Annotated in this window: 19 protein-coding genes; 2 read left to right on the top strand and 17 right to left on the bottom strand. The window is 32.1% G+C overall.

The features are described 5' to 3' along the window. Nucleotides 1-39 precede the first annotated feature (39 nt). The 4 genes from AC2I98_RS12925 to AC2I98_RS12910 all read right to left on the bottom strand — a co-directional run bounded on the left by AC2I98_RS12925 (nucleotide 40) and on the right by AC2I98_RS12910 (nucleotide 5,363). Nucleotides 40-1,398 carry a hypothetical protein gene (locus tag AC2I98_RS12925; protein ID WP_486412076.1) on the bottom strand — a complete coding sequence of 453 codons (1,359 nt, stop codon included), beginning with the start codon at nucleotides 1,396-1,398 and terminating at the stop codon, nucleotides 40-42. Between the two features lie 328 nt (nucleotides 1,399-1,726). Further along, on the bottom strand, nucleotides 1,727-2,947 hold the full coding sequence (locus tag AC2I98_RS12920) for a bifunctional folylpolyglutamate synthase/dihydrofolate synthase (protein WP_486412075.1): 1,221 nt from the start codon (nucleotides 2,945-2,947) through the stop codon (nucleotides 1,727-1,729). 102 nt (nucleotides 2,948-3,049) lie between these two features. Continuing rightward, on the bottom strand, nucleotides 3,050-4,210 hold the full coding sequence (gene nhaA, locus AC2I98_RS12915) for a Na+/H+ antiporter NhaA (RefSeq protein ID WP_486412074.1): 1,161 nt from the start codon (nucleotides 4,208-4,210) through the stop codon (nucleotides 3,050-3,052). Nucleotides 4,211-4,304: 94 nt separating this feature from the next. Then, a complete protein-coding gene (locus AC2I98_RS12910; RefSeq protein WP_486412073.1) occupies nucleotides 4,305-5,363 on the bottom strand; it encodes an anhydro-N-acetylmuramic acid kinase in 1,059 nt (352 codons plus the stop codon). A gap of 689 nt (nucleotides 5,364-6,052) precedes the next feature. Here AC2I98_RS12910 and glyA point away from each other — a divergent pair. Beyond that, nucleotides 6,053-7,327 carry a serine hydroxymethyltransferase gene (glyA, locus tag AC2I98_RS12905; protein WP_486412072.1) on the top strand — a complete coding sequence of 425 codons (1,275 nt, stop codon included), beginning with the start codon at nucleotides 6,053-6,055 and terminating at the stop codon, nucleotides 7,325-7,327. Nucleotides 7,328-7,492: 165 nt separating this feature from the next. Here the strand turns inward: glyA and AC2I98_RS12900 are convergent, their stop codons facing one another. From AC2I98_RS12900 to AC2I98_RS12860, 9 genes are all read right to left on the bottom strand, one after another. After that, a complete protein-coding gene (locus AC2I98_RS12900) occupies nucleotides 7,493-7,891 on the bottom strand; it encodes a hypothetical protein (protein ID WP_486412071.1) in 399 nt (132 codons plus the stop codon). An 89-nt stretch (nucleotides 7,892-7,980) separates the two neighbouring features. Then, complete coding sequence (gene atpG, locus AC2I98_RS12895) at nucleotides 7,981-8,853, bottom strand: ATP synthase F1 subunit gamma (RefSeq protein WP_486412070.1); 873 nt, start codon at nucleotides 8,851-8,853, stop codon at nucleotides 7,981-7,983. Between the two features lie 71 nt (nucleotides 8,854-8,924). Continuing rightward, on the bottom strand, nucleotides 8,925-10,499 hold the full coding sequence (gene atpA / locus AC2I98_RS12890) for a F0F1 ATP synthase subunit alpha (protein WP_486412069.1): 1,575 nt from the start codon (nucleotides 10,497-10,499) through the stop codon (nucleotides 8,925-8,927). Between the two features lie 11 nt (nucleotides 10,500-10,510). Next, nucleotides 10,511-11,071 (bottom strand): ATP synthase F1 subunit delta, encoded by a 561-nt coding sequence (atpH, locus tag AC2I98_RS12885; RefSeq protein ID WP_486412068.1) that lies wholly within the window; start codon nucleotides 11,069-11,071, stop codon nucleotides 10,511-10,513. 2 nt (nucleotides 11,072-11,073) lie between these two features. Continuing rightward, nucleotides 11,074-11,568 (bottom strand): F0F1 ATP synthase subunit B, encoded by a 495-nt coding sequence (locus AC2I98_RS12880; protein WP_486412067.1) that lies wholly within the window; start codon nucleotides 11,566-11,568, stop codon nucleotides 11,074-11,076. Between the two features lie 96 nt (nucleotides 11,569-11,664). Beyond that, nucleotides 11,665-11,874, bottom strand: coding sequence for an ATP synthase F0 subunit C (atpE, locus tag AC2I98_RS12875; protein WP_013598300.1), 210 nt, complete (start codon nucleotides 11,872-11,874; stop codon nucleotides 11,665-11,667). A 54-nt stretch (nucleotides 11,875-11,928) separates the two neighbouring features. Next, complete coding sequence (gene atpB, locus AC2I98_RS12870) at nucleotides 11,929-13,062, bottom strand: F0F1 ATP synthase subunit A (RefSeq protein WP_486412066.1); 1,134 nt, start codon at nucleotides 13,060-13,062, stop codon at nucleotides 11,929-11,931. Nucleotides 13,063-13,140: 78 nt separating this feature from the next. Next, a complete protein-coding gene (locus tag AC2I98_RS12865; protein ID WP_486412065.1) occupies nucleotides 13,141-13,521 on the bottom strand; it encodes a hypothetical protein in 381 nt (126 codons plus the stop codon). Between the two features lie 4 nt (nucleotides 13,522-13,525). Then, nucleotides 13,526-13,741 (bottom strand): AtpZ/AtpI family protein, encoded by a 216-nt coding sequence (locus AC2I98_RS12860; RefSeq protein ID WP_486412064.1) that lies wholly within the window; start codon nucleotides 13,739-13,741, stop codon nucleotides 13,526-13,528. Between the two features lie 32 nt (nucleotides 13,742-13,773). Here AC2I98_RS12860 and dusB point away from each other — a divergent pair, with 32 nt between their 5' ends. Further along, entirely contained in the window at nucleotides 13,774-14,769 is a 996-nt protein-coding gene (gene dusB, locus AC2I98_RS12855) for a tRNA dihydrouridine synthase DusB (RefSeq protein ID WP_486412063.1), read from the top strand. Between the two features lie 65 nt (nucleotides 14,770-14,834). On the opposite strand, the gene AC2I98_RS12850 is transcribed toward dusB, so the two are convergent. The 4 genes from AC2I98_RS12850 to AC2I98_RS12835 form a co-directional block, all read right to left on the bottom strand. Continuing rightward, nucleotides 14,835-15,131, bottom strand: coding sequence for a hypothetical protein (locus AC2I98_RS12850; RefSeq protein WP_486412062.1), 297 nt, complete (start codon nucleotides 15,129-15,131; stop codon nucleotides 14,835-14,837). An 86-nt stretch (nucleotides 15,132-15,217) separates the two neighbouring features. Beyond that, nucleotides 15,218-16,279, bottom strand: coding sequence for a DUF2891 domain-containing protein (locus tag AC2I98_RS12845; protein WP_486412061.1), 1,062 nt, complete (start codon nucleotides 16,277-16,279; stop codon nucleotides 15,218-15,220). 18 nt (nucleotides 16,280-16,297) lie between these two features. Next, entirely contained in the window at nucleotides 16,298-17,335 is a 1,038-nt protein-coding gene (locus AC2I98_RS12840) for an alpha/beta hydrolase (RefSeq protein ID WP_486412060.1), read from the bottom strand. Nucleotides 17,336-17,445: 110 nt separating this feature from the next. Further along, entirely contained in the window at nucleotides 17,446-19,410 is a 1,965-nt protein-coding gene (locus tag AC2I98_RS12835; protein WP_486412059.1) for a putative porin, read from the bottom strand. Nucleotides 19,411-19,454: the final 44 nt, after the last annotated feature.

Raw genomic sequence — 19,454 nt, 5'->3', positions numbered from 1 at the left:
ATTTGTTTAAAGATTAAAATTTTGATTAACTGTTGTTAATTACTTTACCTTTAATACAATATTCATAAACGATCCATTTTGCACTATTGCATTTGGATTCACTTTATATGTCAATTTCCCTTCCTCTCCGGCTGTTGTAGAGAAAATGATATCTGCATGAGGAAATACATTACCATCTGCATAAGTAATATGATATTCATATTTATCTCTCGCCAATACAAAACCTGCTAAACCAGTCGAAGCACCGTTAGAACTCTTTATAGGATTGTCAAATTGTTGTTTATAAACAGCATATAAATCAACTGTAAAAACACCATTAGCTTCTGTTACATATGTACCTGCCGTACCTGATGAAGTTGTAGGCAATAAAATAGATGGCATATAGAAAAACTGAGGTGCTGCATTTGAAGATGTAGAAGCTGCCCATTCTAAATTCCCATTACTATCAGCCAATCTTAGAGTTTGTCCTATTGTACCTTTTGTATTTGGAAAATAATAACGATTAGCAGAATTCCCTAAAAAAAAATTTCCTTTAACAAAATCTAAACCAAATGTAACATCAGATTCATGGGCAGGAAATTGTGCGTCAATTCCTATCTGATAAATATTTTTAGTAAATAAAATAGACCTTTGTTCTCGAATTTGATTCTGAATACCTTTTGAGTTTCCTAAAAATTGTATAAATGATTTTGAATTTTGTTGAACTTCGGTAAAACTTGCTCCATTAGCATCCAAAAGAGCTCCTGTTCTTGAAAGTGAGTATACTTCATCTTTAGCTTGTATTAAAATATTACCATCATATTTTTTTTCAAAGTCACTATACGTTTCAAGATCTTTAGTCGCAGCACTGTACATAACATTTCCCCGAACTGCATATTCTTGTGGCAAAGCAATACTATTGGTTTCAAATCCGAAATAACTACTATTAGCTGTATTAACTTTATCTTCAACGTAATGTGAAGTTCTAAAATCACCTCCTACCTCTAATTGCTTTTGTGTATTATATTTACCAAAATCAATTCCATAGGCGTCACTATATCCAATCCCTACTTTACCTTTTTGATAAATATCAACTTCGACAATATTAGTTGCCCCTGCTTTTGCTTCTCTATTTGATTCATTTTCATTTTTAGATTCACTTTCACCTTTTGGAGAGCTCGTAGACGCTTGTGCTAACCAATACGAATTGTCTTCAACCATAGTAATAATCTGATCGTAATCAGGTAATTTTTTCCATTTAGAAGCAGATTTTTTATAGAAGTAAAAACCTGTCAAATCTACTTCACTCGCAACACTTGTATCTGTATTAGTATACCCTGTTACATCATTTACATAGATTAATGTAGAATTTTCTACAAGAGTGCTTGCTGGATTACCAACCATATCTATCGCTTTCACTCTTGTTACTCTTGGAATTATAATTCCATCAACTGATGTCGAAGTGTTTGCTCCTACAACATCTAGAGTAGCTTTAGGACTGTCCGTTCCAATACCTACTTATGCCTTAACGTACGCAATAGACATTGCAAATGTTAGAGCAAGTAAAACTTTTTTCATAAATTTTTTGTTAACTAAACCACCATAAATTTAAGAAAAATAAATTTTAAAATATTGAATAATAATTTTTTAACAATTAAACAATAATTAATATTCGTTAAAAAAATATAAAAACTCCGCTGTTCATGCGGAGTTGACGGGTATTATACTTATTTTTTTTATTTTACAATTAAATTACTTCTGCCACAACAAAAGTGCTTCCACCTATATAAATCATATCATTTTCTGATGCATTTTTCTTAGCAGCATTCAATGCTTTTTCTACAGAATCAAAAAAATGTTTGTCTTTTATTTCTTCTGGAATTATTTTATACAATTCATCAATATCATATTTACGAGGAACATTTGGCTCACAGAAATAATAAGTTGCTTTTTTGGGAAAGAAATTTAGGATAGACAAAACATCTTTATCGTTCACAAATCCCAAAACTAAATGCAATTGATTATAGGCTTGTTCATTTATTTGTTTCGAAACTTCTACTAATCCGTGTGGATTATGTGCTGTATCGGCAACAATGAGTGGTTTATGAGACAAAATATCCCAACGCCCACGAAGATTTGTATTTTTTACTACATTCAATAATCCATTGGTGATATTTTCAGTGGAAATCTTCCAGCCTTGTTTTTGCAATTTCTCTATTGCAGTTAAAACAGTACGTTTATTTTTAATTTGATAAGAACCTTTCAAATCAGAAGGTAAATCTTGAAAATGCTTTTCTTCTGCTAAAATAATTTCTGCATTTCGTTCTTGGGCAACCTTCATGAAAACTGGTTTCGTTTCAGTAGTTGTTTCTCCAATTACAACCGCTGTATTCGGTTTTATAATTCCTGCTTTCTCAAAAGCAATTTTATCTAATGTATCGCCTAAAAAATGTGTATGATCTAAACCAATATTTGTAATAACAGAAAGTTCTGGCAAAATAATATTTGTTGAATCTAATCGTCCGCCTAAACCTGTTTCTATAATCGCAATATCAACTTTTTGTTGTGCAAAATATTCGAATGCCATTGCAATTGCAATTTCAAAAAAAGAAGCCTGTTGATCAATAATTTTTTGTTCGTGTTTATTCACAAAATCAACTACAAATTCTTCATTAGCCATTACACTATTCACACGAATGCGTTCTCTAAAATCTTTGAGATGTGGAGAAGTTGTTAAACCTGTTTTATAACCAGCTTCCTGAAAAATAGAAGCCAACATATGAGACGTACTTCCTTTACCATTTGTGCCAGCAATATGAACAGTTTTAAACTTATTCTGTGGATTTCCTAAATATTCGCACAAAGCAGTAATATTCGTTAAATCTGCTTTCATTGCAGATGCTCCTACACGCTGAAACATTGGTAAATTTGTAAACAACCAATCGATTGTTTCTTGATACGTTCTCATTTATTCAAAAATTTTATACGAAGATACAATCTCTACAAATAAAAAAATCGAATTCTTCCTAAGAAAAATTCGATTCTGTTTTGTCTTATTAAAATGATTTAATTAATCTGAATAATCTTGTTTTGTTGTTAATAAGATTTTTAACGTTACAAATCCTACAATTGCCGCCGTTAATGATGCGACAAGAATCATTAATTTAGCTTCATTTATATAGCTTGGGTCGTTAAATGCTAACATCGAAACAAATATTGACATCGTGAATCCAATTCCGCCTAAAATACCAACTCCAAAAACTCGTTTAAAATTAACTGCTGTAGGCAATTCGCACAAACCTAATTTTACTGCAATCCATGTAAATAATGTTATTCCAACTGGTTTACCAACAACTAATCCTAAGAAAATACCTGTTGCCAGAGGTATGCTAAAATGTGCTAATCCTCCTCCATCTATCGTAATTGCTGTATTTGCTAAAGCAAACAAAGGTAAAATAATAAACGCAACTGGAATATGCAAAACATGCTCCATTTTAGCAGAAAGCGATCTAGAGTCATCTTTATCAAATGGAATTGTAAATGCTACCAAAACACCCGCAATAGTTGCGTGAATACCAGAATGCAACATAAACCACCAAACAATTATTCCTCCAATAATATAAGGAATCATCGATTTTACTTTTAATTTATTTAAAGCAAAAAGACCTAATAATACTGCGATAGCAATTCCGAATTGTGTAAAATCTAATGGTAGTTCAGGATTTGGATAAAATAATGCAATCACTACAATTGCTCCTAAATCATCTATCACAGCTAAAGCTGTCAAAAATACTTTTAATGATAACGGCACTCGCTTTCCTAACATCGTAATAATTGCTACGGCAAACGCAATATCTGTTGCCATTGGAATTCCAAAACCATGTATTGTATCTGTACCTTTATTTGTTAAAAAGAAGATAAAAGCAGGAATCAACATTCCTCCAAGCGCAGCAAAGACAGGTAGAATTGCTTTTTTTGTATCGGATAATTCTCCAACAAAAACTTCTCGTTTTAATTCTAATCCAATTAAGAAAAAGAAAATTGCCATCAATCCATCATTGATCCAGTGGGCAAATGAATGTCCAAACATATTCATCTGCCAAATAGAATCATACGATTCGGCAAGCGGTGAATTGGCTAATAATAAAGATAAAGCAGTACAGAATATCAATAATATTCCTCCTGAAGTTTGGCTATGAAAAAACTTATTAAAGAGTTTAGAAACAATCATTTTATTTATTTTGATTGGTAAAAATAATGAACTCGTTTTTAACTGCCTAATCTTAACAAGATAATACTGCTTAAATTATCATTAATGATATTATTTAAAGGATTTCATAAATAATCCCAGAAGAATGGTCTTTAGTTGCCCCTGTTACTGAAGATAAGCAATTGATCTCGTTATTAATTCTTCGATAACCTAAGAAAGCAAAGATTAAAGCTTCTTTAAAATCAATTAGGTTGTCAGAAGGAATAATGATTTCAACAGCTGACAATTCTCGTAATCGATTAATAAAAAATACATTTCGAGCTCCTCCTCCAGTTATTAACACATTGTTGATATCATAAAAAGAAAGTATACTTTCGATTTGAACTACGAAATGTTCTACACAACTTCTCAGCTTATCTTCTACAGATATCTCGTACTTATCAACAATTGTTAAAAACGTTTGTTCTACCCACTCAAATCCTAAAGATTTTGGATAAGGTTCTTTATAATAATTCAATTCGTTTAATTCTTCGACTAAACCTTGGTTAATATTTCCTTGTTGAGAAAGCTCGCCATTTTTATCATAATCAAAACCTAATTGATTCGCATAATGATTCAGAACAATATTAATCGGGCAAATATCAAACGCTATTCGTTTTCCGTCACGATTCATGGAAATATTAGAAAATCCTCCAAGATTTAAGCAAGCATCATATTGACGAAATAACAATTCGTCACCAATCGGAACCAAAGGCGCACCTTGTCCACCTAAAATAACATCTTGTGTACGAAAATCACACACCACTTTTTGTTGACAACGTGAAGCTATTGCTGCTCCATTTCCTATTTGTAAAGTAAATGATTTTTGGGGCTGATGAAAAATCGTTTGACCATGCGAAGAAACAAAATCAACCTTTTGTATCTGATGTTTTCCCATAAATTCTTTCACTTGATCTCCCAAGAAATAACCAAATTCAACATCTAATTCACATAAATCCATTGCAGAATATTGGTATGCCTCTGTTAATTTTATTCGCCAAACCGATGTGTAATGAATAGTTTCTGCCTGAAGAATTTCAAAAGAAGTTTCGTCATTAAAACGAACATAACAGATATCTAAACCATCTAAAGAGGTCCCAGACATCAAACCAATACAAAAAGTAGGATTTTTCATGAGGTAAATTTAATGAGAGAATTTGATAGTTGGTGAGTATTTATTAGTATAGTTATATTAACTCTTTAGTTTAATATCTGAAAAGTAATACAACTATTTAAACTCTTTTTATTTTCATTTTTTCCTTGATGAAAAAACGAAACAATACTTCGATAGACTCAGCACAAAAAAATCAAGGTTATAAATCTTTGACTAAAAATTATCAACGCTTCGGAAATGATTTAAAAATTCACATACGTTCATTAAATCATTTATATTCTTCGCTTATTCAATTTTTTAACGTCAAAGCTTTAAATACCATTTTTTATAAATCCTTAATAAAAGAAAATTAGATGAATAAGTGAAATTTGTTATATGAAACTATTAATAAATATAATATTATAGATTAAAAATCTTCTGTATAGATTAGTTAGACTCCTTTAAAGAATTAGAATAAATATATTGTTTTTAAATAGAAAAAATAATGACTCATTACTCAAAACTTATAATAGATTACTTAAAGTGCGTTAGGGATTGAAGTGGAAATCCTTTTTTTGGATGAGTGAGCTTGTCGAAGTCGATCTAAAAAAAGATTGTAATGAAAAGCCCGCCCGAAGGGAACGCCCAAATTGTGAATATTTTAGATATTATTTGATTTTAAATCTAATCTTAAAATCTTATATTTGATAAATTAAATACAAACAATAAACATGGCACATGATGTAATCTTTGATTTGATCGAAGAAGAAAAGGAAAGACAATTAAATGGAATTGAATTAATTGCTTCGGAAAACTTTGTTTCTGACAATGTAATGAAGGCAATGGGTTCTGTTTTAACTAATAAATATGCAGAAGGTTACCCTGGAAAACGTTATTATGGCGGTTGCGAAGTGGTAGATGAAGTAGAAACTATAGCAATTGATCGTTTGAAAGCGTTGTTTAATGCAGAATATGCAAACGTACAACCACACTCAGGTTCTCAAGCAAATGCAGCTGTTTACTTGGCTTGCTTAAAACCTGAAGACAAAATCTTAGGTTTCGATTTATCGCATGGTGGCCACTTAACACATGGTTCTCCGGTTAACTTTTCGGGAATGACTTACCAAACTTCTTTCTATGGAGTTAGCAAAGAGACAGGATTAATTGATTATGATGCAATGGCAGAAACAGCTCGTAAAGAGAAACCTCAAATGATTATTTGTGGTGCATCTGCTTATTCTCGTGATATTGATTATGCAAAATTCCGCGAAGTAGCTGACGAAGTTGGTGCTTTGTTATTAGCAGATATTTCTCACCCAGCAGGTCTTATTGCACGTGGTATTTTAAATGATCCAATGCCTCACTGTCATATTGTAACAACAACGACACATAAGACATTAAGAGGACCACGAGGTGGAGTAATTATGATGGGGAAAGACTTCGAAAATCCTTGGGGATTAACTACTCCGAAAGGTGAAGTTAAAATGATGTCTCAGATTTTGAATGGAGCTGTCTTCCCTGGTACGCAAGGTGGACCTTTGGAACACGTTATTGCATCTAAAGCTGTTGCTTTCGAAGAAGCTTTATCTGATGGATATATGGAGTACATTGTACAAGTTGTGAAGAATGCAAAAGCATTAGCTGCTGCATTGGTTGCGAAAGATTATAATATCGTTTCTGGTGGAACAGACAATCACTGTATGTTAATCGACTTAAGAAATAAAGGTATTTCTGGTAAGCAAGCAGAAAATGCATTGGTATTAGCAGAGATAACTTGTAATAAAAACATGGTTCCTTTTGATGATAAATCACCTTTCGTAACGTCTGGTATTCGTTTAGGTACTGCGGCTGTTACTACACGTGGTTTAGTTGAAGCGGATATGCAAACAGTTGCTGACTTTATTGACGAAGTGTTAATGAACATCGATAATGAAGAGATTATTGATGGAGTTGCAGATCGTGTAAACGAGTTCATGTCGTCTCGTCCATTATTTCAAATGAAGTAATTATAAAGTAAATCATAGCATTTAAATTATAAAAAGCCTTGAACTTTGTTCAAGGCTTTTGTGCTTCTTATAAAAACGTCGGGACATTTTGTATAAAATCACCCGACGTTTTGATCAAAATGTCTCGACGTTTTAATTGAAATCACTCGACGTTTTTATAGACTTCTATAATTGTATTTCGTAAATATAAAAATGATTGTTTATGGTATCTATGTAATATCTAGAATTAGAACTCAAACTATCATGTAGCAAATAAAGTTTAAAATCATCAGAAGGCTTAAACCAAATAGGTTTATCAACAAGTTCTTCTTTTGAATCTGAACCTATTAAATTGTTTTGTTTAATAAATTCTTTTCTCCATTCTTTCGTGGTTTTTAATTCCATATACATAATATACTCGAGTGTAAAATGTGGAGATTGCCAATATTTAGCATTGATTACTTTTACTTCATTCGAAGGTTTTTCTCCGCTCCAAAGCGTATATGCTTCAATTGTATCTGTTGTATTTCTTTCGATACAAGAAAAGAAATTAATAATTAGTAAAAGGATGATAAGTTTTTTCATCTATCGAATTTATAAAAGCAATATAACAAAAAAAGCAATCTCTTATGGAGATTGCTTTTTGTATTTAAAATAAGATAAGTCGTTTTTACTTACGCATTCAACGCTTCTGCACCACCAACAATCTCTAAGATTTCGTTTGTAATAGCAGCTTGACGTGCTTTGTTGTATTGGATCTTTAAGTTTTTCTGTAACTCGCTCGCGTTGTCTGTTGCTTTATGCATTGCAGTCATACGTGCTCCGTGCTCAGAAGCGTTAGCATCTAATACAGCTTTGAATAATTGCGTTTTTAACGTTTGAGGGATTAAATCTTTTAAGATTTCTTCCTTAGAAGGATTGAAGATGTAATCTAACTCTGCTGAGTTGTTAGCTTCGTCTTCAGTTTTTTCTAAAACAACTGGTAAGAATTGTTCATTTTGAACGATTTGAACCGCTGCATTCTGAAATTGGTTGTAAATGATTCTTATTTGATCATATTGACCTTCTTCAAATTTAGCAACTAAATCATCCGCAATCTCTGCTACATCTGCAAAGTTTAAATTATCCCAAATGCTTGATGCATTTTTATAGATAGTTTGTGTTTTACTAAAAGTATCGTTTGCTTTTTTACCAATTGTTAAAAGCTCTACTTCTTTACCAGCCAATTCACCAGCCAATAAAGCATTTACTTTTTTGATGATGCTCGAGTTGTATCCTCCACATAAACCTCTGTTTGAGTTAATAACGACTAAAAGTACTTTATTAACTTCACGTTCCTCTGTTAATGCTCCTCCTACTTCAGCTTCTAAAGTAGAACTTACATTTTGTAAAAGTTCACGTAATTTATCTGCATAAGGACGTAACTGAACGATTGAATCTGTAGCGCGTTTCAATTTAGCAGCAGATACTAATTTCATAGCACTTGTAATCTGCATTGTAGAACCTACAGAAGTAATTCGGTTACGTATATCTTTTAAATTTGGCATAATTCTATTTGAGATGAAGGATTAAAAAGAACTTAGAGATTAGAAACCTCTAAGTTCCGTTTATATATTTCTTAGTACTTAGAAGTAGTTTCTGTAATAACTTTCTTCAATACATCAATAATTTCATCAGTCCATTTACCTAAACGGATAGATGTTAAAGTGTCTGCATATTTGTTGCGCATTAACTCAACAAAATCAGCTTGCCACTCTTTCACTTGATTAACTGGAACGTTTTTCAACATACCGTTAGTACCCGCAAAAATAACTGCTACTTGCTCTTCTACTGCGATTGGAGAGTTAACATCTTGTTTCAATAACTCAACGTTACGTTCACCTTTTCCAATTACATTCATTGTTGCAGCATCTAAATCAGAACCAAATTTCGCGAAAGCTTCTAACTCACGGTATTGTGCTTGGTCTAATTTTAATGTACCAGATACTTTTTTCATTGGTTTTGTTTGTGCAGAACCACCAACACGAGATACAGAGATACCTACGTTGATCGCTGGACGAACACCTGAGTTGAATAAATCAGACTCTAAGAAGATTTGTCCATCTGTAATCGAAATTACGTTTGTTGGGATATATGCAGAAACGTCACCAGCTTGAGTTTCGATAATTGGTAATGCAGTTAAAGAACCACCACCTTTTACGATACCTTTCATAGATTCTGGTAAATCATTCATTTGAGCTGCAATTGTATCGTCTTTAATAACTTTAGCAGCACGCTCTAATAAACGAGAGTGTAAGTAGAAAACGTCTCCAGGATATGCTTCACGTCCTGGTGGGCGACGTAATAATAAAGACACCTCACGGTATGCAACGGCTTGTTTAGATAAATCATCATAAACAATTAACGCTGGACGACCAGAGTCACGGAAGAACTCACCGATTGCAGCACCTGCCATAGGAGCATATACTTGCATTGGAGCTGGATCAGATGCATTAGCAGCAACTACTACTGTATATTTATCTGCACCGTGGTCTTGTAATGTTTTCATGATTCCTGCTACTGTAGAACCTTTTTGTCCTACTGCAACATAAATACAGAAAACTGTTTCACCTCTATCGTAAAACTCTTTTTGATTTAAGATTGCATCTAAAGCAACAGATGTTTTACCTGTTTGACGGTCACCAATGATTAACTCACGTTGTCCACGTCCAATTGGAATCATCGAGTCAATAGAAACGATACCTGTTTGTAATGGTTCGTTTACTGGTTGACGGAAGATAACCCCAGGAGCTTTACGCTCGATAGGCATTTCATATAATTGTCCTTCGATTGGTCCTTTACCATCGATTGGATTTCCTAACATATCAACAACACGCCCTAACATTCCTTCACCTACATTAATAGATGCAATCTTGTTTGTACGTTTTACTGTATCACCTTCTTTAATTCCTTTTGAAGGTCCGAAAAGTACAATACCTACGTTATCTTCTTCAAGGTTTTGTACCATTCCTTCTAACCCGTTTGAGAATTCTACTAATTCTCCGTATTGAGCATTGTCTAACCCGTAAACACGAGCAATACCATCCCCAACAGTTAGAACGGTTCCTACTTCTGCTAATTCAACTGATGAATCAAAGCTTGTAAGTTGTTGTTTTAATATAGCTGAAACTTCAGCTGGATTTATTTCTGGCATTTCTGAAATATTTAAAATTTAGGAATGTATTCGTTTTTCGAAAAATCTTTTTTTAATGTAGCTAACTTAGTTTTGATAGATGAATCTACTTGATTGTTTCCGATTTTTAAAACGAAACCACCAATTAAAGATGCATCTATTTTGTTCTCTACTTTTACTTGACTATTTACAGCTAAAGTTTGTTTTGCTTTTGCTATAATTGTATCAATCGTATTTTGATCCAATTGTACTGCCGAAGTGATTTCTGCTGTTACAATGTTATTTGCTTGATCGTATAATGCGATAAACTGATCAGCAATTTTAGACAAGATATTTTCTCTACCATGTCTTACGACTAATGAAATGAATGTTTGAGAAGTTTTTGATAAAGATTTAAAAATCTCGCTCAACACAGCTTCTTTCTTCTTCGCATCAATCACTGGAGAATTTAAGAAAATTCTTAAATCATCGTTCTCTTTTATGATTTTGCGAACATCATTCATTTCAGCATACACTACGTTTGTTTGGTTTGCTTCATTTGCAAATTCCATTAAACCTTTAGCATATCTATGTGCTGCTCTGAATCCTGCCATGATTAATTGAATTTTACTTGATCAATAACGTCATTAACTAAAGCTTCTTGTGCAGATTTGTCTGACAATTCTTTTGTTAAGATTTTTTCAGCAATTTCAATTGACAACTGTCCAACTTGATTTTTGATATCAGCCATAGCTGACGCTTTTTCGTTTTGGATAGCTGCTTTAGCGTTTTCAATTAATTTGTTAGCTTCTACAGTTGCAGAATTTTTCGCCTCGTTGATGATATTTTCTTTCATTTCACGCGCTTCTTTCAAGATTGCATCACGTTCAGCACGAGCTTCTTTCATGATTTTCTCGTTTTGAGCGTTTAATAAAGCCATCTCTTCTTTCGCTTTTTTAGCTGCGTTTAAGGCATCCTCGATAGATTGTTCACGTTCTTTAACTGCAGATAAAATTGGTTTCCACGCTAATGATCTTAACAATACTAATAAGATGATAAATACTACCGCAGTCCAAAAAATAAGACCAACTGAAGGTGTAATTAAATCCATTGTGTGTATGTATTAAATTTTATTTTTTACTAATTAATTTTTTAATGAATTAGCTTCAACAACCAACCGTTATTGAAGCTAATTTAAATTCAAATATTATCCGTTACCTAATAACGCAACTACGATACCGAATAAACCTGCACCCTCGATTAAGGCTGCTGCGATAATCATAGCTGTTTGAATTTTTGAAGCCGCTTCTGGTTGTCTAGCGATTCCTTCCATAGCTGATCCACCGATTTTACCGATACCTAAACCAACTCCTAAAACTGCTAAACCAGCTCCGATTGCTGCAATACTTCCTGTCATGATAATTGTATTTAATTATTAAAAAATTATTTTATTGTTTTTTATATTCTATTCTTAATGATGATCGTGTTCTGCTACTGCTGTTCCGATAAATAACGAAACTAACATTGTGAATACGAACGCTTGTAATGCCGCTACTAATAACTCTAAACAGTAGATAAATAATGCTAATGGAATAGATCCACCTGCCATAGCTTCTGTTTGGAAAATAAAGATTAGCGAAATTAACGACATAATGATGATGTGACCTGCTGTAATGTTCGCGAATAAACGAATCATTAAGGCGAATGGTTTTGTAATAATCCCGATTAACTCAATTGGAGCTAATATTAATTTTACTGGAACTGGAACTCCTGGCATCCATAACATATGTCCCCAGTAAGCTTTGTTTCCTGAGAAATTAATCACGATTAATGCAATTAATGCTAGTACAAATGTAACTGCGATATTTCCTGTAACGTTAGCTGCACCTGGTAACAATCCTAATAAATTGTTGATCCAAATAAAGAAAAATAACGTTAATAAATAAGGCATAAATTTCGCATATTTTTTCTCTCCAATATTTGGAATCGCTACTTCATCACGAACAAAAATAATAATTGGCTCGATGAATCCTGCGATACCTTTTGGCACCATATTTCCTTTTTTGTAGTTAGATGCTACTGCAGAGAAAACTAAGATTAAAATCACGAAAGATAATAACATTGACGCTACGTTTTTCGTAATAGAAAAATCTAATGGTTTTTCGTTTTCTAAATGAACAGCTCCTTTCTCATCTACATGAGGAATGATTGTTCCTTGTGCATCTGTTTTGTAGATTTTTTCGTGGAAGTTGATGTAGTAATTTCCATTACTTTCTGCAACTGCCTCGTTGTGATGAAATTTAGAAGACATAAAAACATGTAACCCATTATCCCATAAAATAACTGGTAATGAAACTCCTACACTTTTTTCACCTTCTCCCCATAAATGCCAATCGTGAGCATCAGCAATGTGGTGCATAATACCTGGCACTGGATTAAATGTAGATTCGCCAGATTTCACTTTAGCAGCTTCTTCTTGGCTTTTTGTTTGCTCACTTTTAATTAACTCCTCAAACGTTTTTGGAAGACTTTCATGCGGAACCGCTGTAGAAGCGAAACCGAAATTGAAAAGTAATAAAAACGCTAATAACGCTGAAAATTTCATGTATAATTCCTTTGTTTCTAAATTGCGTGCAAAATTATAGTAAATTAACCACTTACCAAAGTCAAATGCTAAAAATCATTAAACTTTTTTTAACTTTAAATTAATTAAGCGAATAAACACTAAAACTTCGGCAAGCAAAATTACGAAATAACTTATAATTAACTGCACAACATTCAATTTAATTTGCTCATTCACAACAATCAAAGCTAAAACGATTGCCATCTTAGCAATCATACCTCCCATAAAGGCAAAACCAACGTATTCTGGAAATTTTATCTTGACAAAACAACCAACTTGAAAAATTATCAGTGTAATTAATCCAATAATCAAATACATTTTTGGAATAATTAGCGAATTTTCGCTAAAATTAAAATATGTAACAATTCCGTAATGAATACCACAAAAAATAGCAACCATCGCAATAAAAGAAAGTGCTAAAAGAATAAATTTCTTAATCATTTAATTATTTTTTTGGTAATTGCTTCAACATCAAATATAATCCTGCAAAAACTCCCAGCAAAGATAAGCCAGCTGTCCATAATGGTTTGTCTGTTTCGAATTTTTTATCCAAAAAAGTTCCCAACCATGCAAACAAAGCAATCACAGCAGCCATCTGTATTCCCATCGCAGAAAACTTTAAATATTGATTTACACCTTCGGTCTTTCGATCTTGTTTCATAAGTTTTATGTAATTTTGCAAAAAATTATTTCGTGGTAAAGATAGGAAACATAGAATTACCAGACTTCCCTTTATTGCTTGCACCAATGGAAGATGTGAGTGATCCGCCATTTCGTCGCTTATGCAAAATGCATGGTGCAGACTTGATGTATACAGAGTTTATCTCTTCTGAAGGATTGATTCGTGATGCAATAAAAAGTCGTCAAAAATTAGATATTTTTGATTACGAACGTCCAATTGGTATTCAAATTTTTGGTGGAGACGAAGAAGCCATGGCGATGTCAGCTAAAATTGTAGAGACAGTTCAACCTGATATTGTTGACATCAATTTTGGATGTCCTGTAAAAAAAGTTGTTTGTAAAGGCGCTGGAGCTGGAGTATTAAAAGATATAGATTTGATGGTACGTTTAACAAAATCTGTTGTTGAAAGTACACATTTACCTGTTACTGTAAAAACTCGTTTGGGTTGGGACTCTGACTCGATAAACATTTATGAAGTCGCAGAACGTTTGCAAGAAACAGGCATCAAAGCCTTGTCAATTCATGGTCGTACACGTACACAGATGTATAAGGGTTCGGCAGACTGGGAACCGATTGCAAAAGTAAAAGCTAATCCAAATATCGAAATTCCTATTTTTGGAAACGGAGATATAGATTCGCCTCAAAAAGCAATAGAATACAAAGAAAAATACGGTGTAGACGGTGTAATGATTGGTCGTGCTGCGATTGGTTACCCTTGGATTTTTGAGCAAATAAAACATTATCGTGAAACAGGAGAGTTGTTACCAGAACCAACAATTGTTGAACGAATGGAAGCTGCCAAAAACCACTTAAATTGGGCAGTTGAATGGAAAGGTGAACGCACAGGAGTTTTAGAAACACGTATGCATTATACCAATTATTTCAAAGGAATTCCGAATTTCAAACCTTATCGTACAAAGTTAGTTACACTAGATAATTTAGTCGATTTGGTTGCTACTTTCAAAGAAATTGAAGAAGAATTTATTCCAACATTAGAAATAAATTAATTTCATTAACATAAAAAAATCCACCAATTACTTGGTGGATTTTTCATTTAAACATGAGACTATAATTAATTACAATTATCTACAATCATCACTTCTTCTGGATTTAAAGTATCGAATTTCATTAACACTACTTCATCCACATCAGCTCTCGATCGTAAAGTAACTTCATAAACTTCATCATTAACGGGATATTGAATAGTTGCTTTTGGACGTTTAAACGTTCCACTTGTTTCAACCACAACACCTTCTACACATTTTCCTGTCTTAGCCAACTGATCTTCCAATTGATTCTTTTGATATTGACTAAATCCAAAAGCTGCAACTCCTAATACAGCGATAACGATATAAAAATATTTTTTCATAGAATGTTCTTTATAGTGTTTCTTATTAGTTTTTGTTTGAAACAAATTTAGACGCAATTCTATCGTTATAAAATCCCTATTAATAGCTAATTTTGAGTTTCTTGCTTTGTTTTTAAGGCATAAAGTGCAAAAGTTCCTAACCAATGACTTCCCATATAATCATCATTTGTTATATTGTTTAAAGAATAATTAAGATGATTCTGAGCAATTTTATTCAACTGTTTTAACTCTGGTAATTTATGTTCAATTTGATATAAAGCTGTTGCACGACTAAAATTTAAACCATCTAAATGGACCAAATGTCCATCTGAACGATCAGAAACAACTCCCGGTTTTAAATCAAAATTCTTTTTAAATAACTGTGGCAAAAATCCTTTCAACCATTGTTTATAATCATCATTTTGTTGAATTTTTGACATAATTAATGCTTCTTCCAAACAAGCCGACAAAAAATCAGAACCACTTGGCTCGAAAGCAATATTACATTTCGTATCTTTTTTATATAAACGATTTGCGTTTTCAATAATCACTTTTTCAAACGATTTATCATTCACAGAACGCGCATAATCTATCGCTAAACTCAATCCGAATGCTGTGTTATCATGCGTTCCTGTTCGAATTGGATACACTAATTTTGGTAAATACTCTTTGTAACGAACAATAATCAAATCACTTAAAGGTTTTAAATTTTTTGCCCAAACTTGCGCATCTTTATCTTGCCAATTATTCAATTCCATTTGCAATTGTAACAACCAAGCCCAACCATACGTACGCTCGAAACTTTTGTTATTTTTATCATTGAAAAAAGCCATTTCGACAGCAACATTCTCAGGCTTAATCAATTGATTCAATTCATTTCTAACTTGATTATTTTGATCTAATTCAGGGAAATCTTTCATCAATTTTACAATAGACCAAAATCCATGCACAGAAGAATGCCAATCGAAACATCCATAAAAAATTGGACGCAACTGTTTTGGAGTTTTCAAATCTTGATCACTTCCCAAAACATTTCCTAATTTATTCGGATATTCAACAGAAATACAATGAGTTGGTAAATCGAAAATCTTTTTCGCTTGATCAACGTGTAATTCTTGTGCAAAAGAAGTCGTTGTCGTTAAAATTGTAAGATAGAGTATTTTTTTCATGAAGTTATTTTGACCAAATTACTGATTTTTATTCGAATTTAAGAATTTCTGAAGCTCTTCCTTCGCTTGTAAACTTTCAGGAAAATTTTTCACATTTTGTTCAAAAAACTGTTTGGCTAAATCATTTTTCTTTTGTTTGACCAGATAATTTGCCACATTGTTTATATATTTTTCCGTTGGTTGAAAATTGTAATACAGTTTCTTCGAAATCTCATCAAAAGACTCTTTTATTAAGCTTGGTTGTGTTGGTATTTGTTTAATATTAATACGATATCCATCAAATTGCCAACGTAGATAATCAATCGAGCCAATCATCGGAACAGAACCATGTTCTTCGTCTATATATTGTTTGTAATGATAGTTAAGTGATTTATTTTCAGAAATTCTCAAAACTTCATCAACTTTCTTGATACTTTGATAATGATCTCGCAATTGGTCTGTATTTTGACTTTCACCAACTTGAGTTATCATCAAAAAACGATTCTCAAAATTGTGTTTATCTACATTTTGATAAACAGTCAACAATTCTTTGTTATTGAACCAAATACTTGGATCGTGCGCTACATATCCATTAAAAGTTTTGGGATAATTGTACAACGTTTTCAATGCAAAATAACCACCAAGTGAATGACCAATTAATAAACGAAAATCATTTACGCGATAATTTGCTTTCATAAAAGGAAACAATTCTGTTGAGATAAAATTCAAAAAATTAACATCGTTTATATGTGTGAAATCTTTTGCTCTATCACCATTTTTATTTGTTATTCCTACAATAATAGATTCGGGCATTTCGGGATAAAATCCATTTTGAAACTTTTCAACAACACCTGTTAAAAAAATAAAATTAGCTTCAGCATCTAAAACATAAATTACTGGATAATCGACTTTTTGTAATTTAGCGTTCTGATAAGAGTCTGGAAGATGAATCCAAATTTCTCGTTCAGTATTTAAAATTTTTGAATTTATTTTTTGAATTTCAGCAATAGATAATTTTTCTTGTGAAAAACTAATTTGAGCAAATGTCAAACAAAATAAAAATAGTATTTTCTTCATGTCTAATTTTTTCTAAAATTAGTTATTTAGAATTATTCTATACAAATGATTTTAGACAGAAAAAACGACCTCATCTTGAAGTCGTTTTTTGTATAAATGATAAAATCTTGTTAACTAAAAATATTCCATTTCAACCCAAGTTGAAATTTAAAATCTTTGTAAGGTACATTTGGCGCAGCAAAATAATCTGGTTCCTTTGTAAAGGAAGCATTAATATGTTCGCCACGAATATAGAAACGCATATTACGAACCTTGAAATTGATAAAAACATCCAAAATAGGATATCCTCCAATTTCTTGTACACTAGTTGGATCTTGTAGCGCAAATTCATTTAGAATTGGAATGTAACGTAATCCATTATATTTCGTAAAATAGGTTGCATTAATCCCTGCTTGCAATTGAGCATTTTTATTAAATAATTCACCTTGCCAATACAATGTTTCTCTGATTAAGAAATCTGGCAAAGGCATAATATTTTCGTTTTTCGTTACTTTTTGATATTGAGCTGTCGAAACTAAATTAATCTTTCCGAAACGTAGATGATTTTCACCTTTTATCTTGAAATAATTGATATTATCAGCCAATTGCTTGTAAACAAGATCAGAATCTAAATAGACCTTATTGTCAAGATTATAAATTGAGGCTTCTACTGTTGTATTAACTTTATCTAACTTTAATTTCGCAAATATATTTTGAACATTTTCTGTCTCAAACTTGTTCGCATAGTTAAAATCTGCAAAGAAACTTTGGTTATAAATAGCATTTAGCGATGGAATTTTGGACTGAATAACCGCTCCGGCACTCAATGTATATCCTTCTAATGGTGTGATATCTAAAACAGCATCTACATTGTAAACACTATTATAATTATCAGACTGAAGATATTCTACATTACCATAAAGTTTCAACTTTTCATTCCAATCGAAATCAATTTTTCCAACAACTCCAAAAAGATTTTCTTTTATTTCTTTTGGATTATTGATATCATAAATCACATTCCCTTTATCATCAAGTTTATTTGCAATTAAAGGTTCTTCTGAAAATACTCTTAAACTTTGTAACTTAACTCCAGCTTCTATTTTCACACGATCTGTCCACTGAAAACCAGCAGTTGTCGTATTAGACAAATCTGTAAAGCTCTTTTTATTTTTATTAGCAAGTCCAGTAATTAAAGGCGTTGAATATAAATCTCCATTAGGAGAAGAATCTTCGTATCTATATTTTTGTTTTTCGTACGAAAATTTATTCTTTAATTCAATCGGATTATAAAAAGTAGAATCTTTTTCGTTCATCTTTTTTAAGATACCATACGAAGCGTTCAATTCAACTCGACGTGCATCAAATTCAGATTTTGCTGTTTGAGAATTAACAGGAATATTACGAACATTTGTCATTCTTCGTTGATCTTGGAAAATAAAATCGTTTATATCTTGTATTCCTCCATTCTCGTTATTCTTAAAATTCTGCGCAGCATAATTCCACCACAATTTAAAACGTTCTGATTTTGTTTTATAATTTGATGAAAAAACAAATGTATTATTTTGTGCTTTTTCATGCTTATAACGACCTTCCGAAATTAACCCTCGGTAATGAAATGTATAATTGAATTGCTTATTGATATTATGTGAAAATGTAGAAGACAAAAAGTTACCTTCTTTTACACCATTTTCATAAATAAATTCGGTGTAAGGTGTTTTAACATCATAATATTTAATATCGTTGGCATAGTAATAATTGTACTTTTTACCAGTCGGCAACATGGACGCATTGAAAGGCGAATTCTGATACTCCAGATCCACTACAACTCCACCTACATTTGGAAAGAATAATTTCCCAAACGCATCTCGTCTTATAAAATTTTGGTTATAATAGTTTTTGATATTTAATGTTGTATCAATAACTTCTGGCTTTCTACCATTTGTCCAAAACTTATAATCTTCGATTTTAGTTTTAAAATATGTAACAGAATCATTTGTTGATGATCCCTTTAATGGTTTTAAAATTTTTATAGAATCTTCTTGAGCTTGCGCTATAACAGCTCCTAATAAAAATAAACCAATGATTGTTTTTTTCATCCTGTTGAATAAATCCTTACAAAAGTAATCTAAAATTGAGAGAT

The organism is Empedobacter sp. EJD.6dd (assembly GCF_057369435.1).
This window is presented reverse-complemented; position numbering and strand designations above follow the sequence as displayed.